4 protein-coding genes and 4 pseudogenes are annotated in these 5,484 nt (G+C 33.7%); 3 read left to right on the top strand and 5 right to left on the bottom strand.

The genetic code is table 11. The annotated features are described in order from the left end of the window. Nucleotides 1-244: 244 nt before the first annotated feature. From ACFWDE_RS29730 to ACFWDE_RS29710, 5 genes and pseudogenes are all read right to left on the bottom strand, one after another. Nucleotides 245-520, bottom strand: coding sequence for a hypothetical protein (locus ACFWDE_RS29730; RefSeq protein WP_002151801.1), 276 nt, complete (start codon nt 518-520; stop codon nt 245-247). 453 nt (nt 521-973) lie between these two features. After that, nucleotides 974-1,420, bottom strand: a pseudogene (locus ACFWDE_RS29725) (DUF2935 domain-containing protein); the annotation flags it as partial. A 164-nt stretch (nt 1,421-1,584) separates the two neighbouring features. Then, nucleotides 1,585-1,923 (bottom strand): YmaF family protein, encoded by a 339-nt coding sequence (locus tag ACFWDE_RS29720; protein WP_264539837.1) that lies wholly within the window; start codon nt 1,921-1,923, stop codon nt 1,585-1,587. Nucleotides 1,924-2,052: 129 nt separating this feature from the next. Next, nucleotides 2,053-2,259 (bottom strand): annotated as a pseudogene (locus ACFWDE_RS29715) (cation transporter dimerization domain-containing protein); the annotation flags it as partial. 517 nt (nt 2,260-2,776) lie between these two features. Continuing rightward, a pseudogene (locus tag ACFWDE_RS29710) lies at nt 2,777-3,484 on the bottom strand (IS6 family transposase). Between the two features lie 874 nt (nt 3,485-4,358). On the opposite strand from ACFWDE_RS29710, the gene ACFWDE_RS29705 reads away from it, so the two are divergent. The 3 genes and pseudogenes from ACFWDE_RS29705 (at nt 4,359) to ACFWDE_RS29695 (ending at nt 5,241) form a co-directional block, all read left to right on the top strand. Then, on the top strand, nt 4,359-4,682 hold the full coding sequence (locus tag ACFWDE_RS29705) for a hypothetical protein (protein ID WP_377896292.1): 324 nt from the start codon (nt 4,359-4,361) through the stop codon (nt 4,680-4,682). Between the two features lie 15 nt (nt 4,683-4,697). Then, a pseudogene (locus ACFWDE_RS29700) lies at nt 4,698-4,954 on the top strand (hypothetical protein); the annotation flags it as partial. A 74-nt stretch (nt 4,955-5,028) separates the two neighbouring features. Continuing rightward, on the top strand, nt 5,029-5,241 hold the full coding sequence (locus tag ACFWDE_RS29695; protein ID WP_377896291.1) for a hypothetical protein: 213 nt from the start codon (nt 5,029-5,031) through the stop codon (nt 5,239-5,241). Nucleotides 5,242-5,484 lie beyond the last annotated feature (243 nt).

The following is a 5,484-nucleotide window of genomic DNA, read 5'->3' as shown; positions in this document are numbered from 1 at the left end:
GTATTTCTTGGCACCTTTTACATAAAATAAATAAATGTATTAAAAATGTACAAACCTAATTAAAAACCTACACATATAATGTATTCTACCTTTCTTATTAACTTATTAAAGGGATTTATCTTATATAAATCCCTTCTTTTTAAGTATTTAAATATTTCATTTAATCTACATAACATAATAATTCCTAAAAAAATAAGATAAGAGCTTTCCCCCTATCTTTTACTTATATTTATTTAAAATGCTATTAAATTACTCGTTGAACACTAATAGCATCTAGGCTTGTCATATTAATATTCGCAGTAGCATCCACCCAAATAAGAAATCCAGCCTCTATACGAATAAAGACTCCTATTCCATCAATCGGATCTCCACCTGAAAAAACTCTAATTTTGTCGCCTTCCCGTAAACCATTTAATCTTCTTCGTCCTTCAAAATTCCTCAATTCTCTTGCTTCCTCACGGTCTCTTTTTCTTCGGTTTCTTTTACATTCATCACATTCACATCTACGTTCAAAAGACATTTAACATAACCCCTTTTTTCCTAAAAAACTTATTTGTACTATATATTATGAAAGAAATAAATTAATGGAGTAGATGTTCTTCCTCTATCAAGTGCCCAATTAACTAATTTATCAAAAAAAAAATACTAATTTCAACAATTGTACAAGCCATTTTGTATTACTTACATACATTAACAATGAGATGATAATCATCTTATACCCCAAAACCCTAAATTACCTGTTCGGTAACTATCTTTAAAAGATAGAAAAAAGGACAGTTGAAAACTGTCCTTTTTTATTATTTACAAAGATATATATTTGGGAAATTAAACACCTCTTACTAATAAATACATATATTAGGTTCTGGTCCAAAATCAGAATGTTTTTATCAACCAGCTGTTTGGATTAACTGCTTAACAGGTGATTTCGTTAGGAATCCTTGATTCTTTTTTATTTATCATCTTTTTGCACCAGAACCAAATATCCTGCTTCACGCGCGATATGATCTACTAATAATGGAAAATTAAAACCCTTCACCTTACAATTAACAATTAAAAGTAAAAGGTTTCTTTTATAATTACGAAAGACATAAACTAGCTGAATACTTTCCTCATTTAATTACCTAACCGCTTGAACAGTTTGAGGAACAGAAAATGCTTTTTGTAAATGATGGTCAAACAGATGAAAAAATTTCTCTACTTGTTGAATTAAATTTTTATCATTCCGATTAAATCCCTCACTGAGGAAAAGAGCATGTTCCTTCATAATCCTTAACCAAAATCGATTTTCAGTTAAGGACCTTTCAATAAATAGTTGTTCTGTTAATGATTCTGAAGGTGCTGCGTTCAGTTCTGGTGGAAGCAGCATAGTCCGTTGTGTATCCATGATAAAGTGTTCAGGAATAGGCTGATCTTTAGACATAAAAACCCTTCCTTCCCCCTTAAGACCAACTACTATGCTATGTATAAAAATAAGTCCAATATGGTGTATTTAGAAGGTATAGTAATTTCTTTTAAGGTTTTTAATTATTAAAATAACAAACAAAAAACTACACCTTAACAACACAAGGTTTTTTCGCATTAACTTTATTTATCACCTGGGGCGGGCTGATCTACCCCCTTAACACGGTGTTTATGCCCATTATCTTCCGTTGTATAGAAATCGTAATAATGAACATGCATCCCATTCCCAACTGGGATTGCTGGTCCAGAGTATGCCTTGTAATAATGCGTATGTCCATCCTCGAAGACAACATATCCTTCCGTATAATGTATATGTCCCCCATCTTGTGCTGGAATTGGTGGAGATGTTACATCTAAACATTGATGTACGTGCCCCACTTCAACAGATGTATAATCTACTGAACCATGGTTATGCTTTGGTACAAATCCAGAAACAAAATCATCTTTTCCTACTCTGTCCATTGTATCCATTCCCCTTATACACAAAAATGAATTCTATAAACTAATATGCTACCAATATCAAGATTATCACCAACATTATTCTTCATTGATAGGCCCCTTCTTAATTACTTACATTTACAATTCAAAACTTTAATGAACTAATCTTTCTTCATACCACGGATTTAAGTGAATTAATACCTCGTATACTTCCGAATCCTGTTTCATAATAGTTGTTTTTATCTCTCTACAAATATCGTGTCCTTGCTGGATACTTAAATGTGCAGGAACACTAATCCTAACATCAATCAAAATTTAGTGACCATGATCACGCGCACGCATTCTATCAATTCTTTTTACAGATTTCGTGATGTGGGAAAGCCCATATCGGACTTTAGTCCGCCTTTAGGCATGGGATGAAAGCATCGCTTTTTCATAGAAAAACAGTTGTGTTTTGGTTATACTTGAACGATAGACAAGCACAAGTCTTTAAAACGCCTATGTGTTCCTTGAAAACAAGATATCATATGGAGTTCGATAGCCGAATTCACGCTATCGGTAAAATGATATGTGTCGTCAAGAACAAGACGCTAAAACATATGAACACGCAACGGATCTGTACGGTATGGTTATAGTACCGTAGCTCACGAACCTATACGGTCTGTCGTGAGAGTGGTGATGGCACACCGCAATCTTGCACGTCAGCGATACCAGAAATGGACTTCGCCTTTGGTAGCAAGAATCCCACTGACGTTAGTCAGCTTGCCCCTTTAGGGGTGGGAGTGTCAAATAAGGATGTTCTTGAATTATTTTCGGTTCTGGTGCAAGGATTGCATTTATTTGAAAGAGGTATATAGATTCCTAATGGAATCTATTCTTATCCAGCCATTCCGAATAGTTGATAAATAAACTTCATTTCATTTTGGACAGAATTGTCTCGTAAAATAAGTTGGCCTTTTTTAATGATATGCATCGCTTCTATTCCTGAAAGAATAGATTTAGCTGTACGAAAAGATTTCAATCCTAACATTGAACGAACTCTTTTTTTAATAAAACGATGATCTTGCTCTACAATGTTATTAAGGTATTTTACCTGCCTTATTTGGATGCCTACAGGCATCTTTTTATCTTTCTTCAACTCTTCAATCGCTATAGGATAGGCCGGGGTTTTGCCTACTGTAATCACACGGGGTTTTGAAACATGAAAAGACTGCAAATCTTTCTTGAAAAAACGCTTTGTAGCCCTATGATTTCTTGATTTTCATAAATGAAAATCAATTGTATTTCCTTTTGAATCAACAGTACGACATAGGTACATCCATTGACCTTTGACTTTCACATACGTCTCATCGGCTCACCAAGAATCATTGGTTGATTTAAGATGACGTCGTACTCGCTTATCTAATTCGGGACCATATTGATGAACCCATTGCATGATAGTTGTATGAGCGAGGGATAGCCCACGTTCTTCCATCATTTCGACTAAATCACGAAAACTGAGGTTGTACCGTAGGTACCATCTCACGGTTAATAAGTTAATATCCGGTTGATGATGTTTCCACTTGAATAGATTTCGCTTTTCCATACCAATCACATCCTTTTTTAGAGTACTAGTATCAGTATGTCCAAGTTTGATAGACCTTTTTCATATACTTCAAAGTTTTTGCACCAGAACCGAGTCAAGATATTTGTAAAAAAGACGTGGAGTTTTGAATAAAGCCGCGATGTTTATAAAAACAAAAAGTTAAGGTGAATTAGGAGAATCTCTATTTTGGAATGAAATTGATCAGGTTGTTTTAGTTGTTTATTTAAAGCGTTTAATACGTATTTATCTGAACAACCAATAAATAATTAAAAAGGAATTGTGGTGATGCTACATGTGAAGTTGCTGAATCTTAGCTTTCATGCTGCAAAAGTTCTTTGAGAGTGAGAAGAACTCTCATGGGCAAGGAACGTAGGATAAAAAGCGTAGAATCGATTATACGGAAAGAGGAAAATCCTGTCATTAATATAAACGAATGTAAAATAACTAAAAAAGAACTTAAATTCTTGACAGATAGAAAATAAGTTCTTTCTTTGTTAGTGGAGTTTTATTTAGCAGTGTGTTGGAGCACTATATAATATATGTATTTATTAGTAAGAGGTGTTTAATTTCCCTAATATATATCTTTGTAAATAAGAAAAAAGGACAGTTTTCAACTGTCCTTTTTTCTATCTTTTAAAGATAGTTAACGAACTGGTAATTTGGGGTTTGGAGTATAGTAAGATGATTATCATCTCATTGTTAATGTATGTAAGTAATACAAAATGGCTTGTACAATTGTTACAATTAGTGATTTTTTTTTTGATAAATTGCTTAATTGGATGTTTGATAGAGGAAGAAAGTCTAATCAATTAATTCATTTCTTTCATAATATATAATGCAAATAACAATTTTTAGGAAAAAGGGGGTATATTAAATGTCTTTTGAACGTAGATGTGAATGTGATGAATGTAATAGAAACCGAAGAAGAAGAAGAGAACGTTGTGAATGTGATGAATGTAATAGAAACCGAAGAAGAAAAGAACGTGAGGAAGTAAGAGAACTGGGGAATTTTGAAGGACGAAGAAGATTAAACGGTTTACGAGAAGGCGACAAAATTAACGTTTTTTCAGGCGGAGATCAGATCGATGGAAGAGGAGTCTTTGTTCGTATAGAGGATGGATTTCTTATTTGGGTGGATGCTGCTGCTAATATTAATGTGACAAGCCTAGATGTTATTAGTGTTCGACGCGTAGCTTAATAGCATTTTAAATAATGTAAATGTGTTGAACATAATAGAAACCGAAAAAAAGAGATTATGAGGAGGTGAGAGAATTGGGTAATTTTGGAGAAAGAAGAAGATTAGATGGTTTACGAGAAGGCGACAGAATTAACGTTTTTTCAGGCGGAGATCAGATCGATGGAACAGGAGTCTTTATTCGTATAGAGGATGGATTTCTTATTTGGGTGGATGCTGCTGCTAATATTAATGTGACAAGCCTAGATGTTATTAGTGTTCGACGCGTAGTTTAATAGTAATTTAAATAACGTGAATGTGTTGAACGTAATAGAAGCCGATGAAGAAAGACTGTGAGGAGGTAAGACAATTGGGAAATTTTGAAGGACGAAGAAGATTAGATGGTTTACGAGAAGGCGACAGAATTAATGTTTTTTCCGGTGGAGATCAGATCGGTGGAAATCAGATCGGTGGAACAGGGGTCTTTATTCGTGTAGAGGATGGATTTCTTATTTGGGTGGATGGTGCTGCAAACATTAACGTGACGAGCCTAGATGTTATTAGTGTTCGACGCGTAGTTTAATAACGCCTTAAGTAAATATAGGTAAAAGATAAGAGCGGAGGGCTCTTATCTTATTTTTTTAGGAATTATTATGTTATGTAGATTAAATGAAATATTTAAACACTTAAAGAAGGGATTTATATAAAATAAATCCCTTGAATAAGTTAATAGAAAGGTAGAATACATTATATGTGTAGGTTTTTAATTAGGTTTGTACATTTTTAATACATTTATTTATTTTATGTAAAAGGTGCCAAGAAATAC

It is taken from the genome of Bacillus sp. NPDC060175 (genome assembly GCF_042728695.1).
Classification (GTDB): domain Bacteria; phylum Bacillota; class Bacilli; order Bacillales; family Bacillaceae_G; genus Bacillus_A.
The sequence above is the reverse complement of the archived record's forward strand: the minus strand, read 5'-3'. Positions and strand labels throughout refer to the sequence as shown.

What these genes read in the sequence shown, in the direction of transcription:
- ACFWDE_RS29720 (WP_264539837.1), bottom strand. Translation starts at nt 1,923, where the DNA reads ATGGACAGAGTAGGAAAAGATGATTTTGTTTCTGGATTTGTACCAAAG.
- ACFWDE_RS29705 (WP_377896292.1), top strand. Translation starts at nt 4,359, where the DNA reads ATGTCTTTTGAACGTAGATGTGAATGTGATGAATGTAATAGAAACCGA.
- ACFWDE_RS29730 (WP_002151801.1), bottom strand. Translation starts at nt 520, where the DNA reads ATGTCTTTTGAACGTAGATGTGAATGTGATGAATGTAAAAGAAACCGA.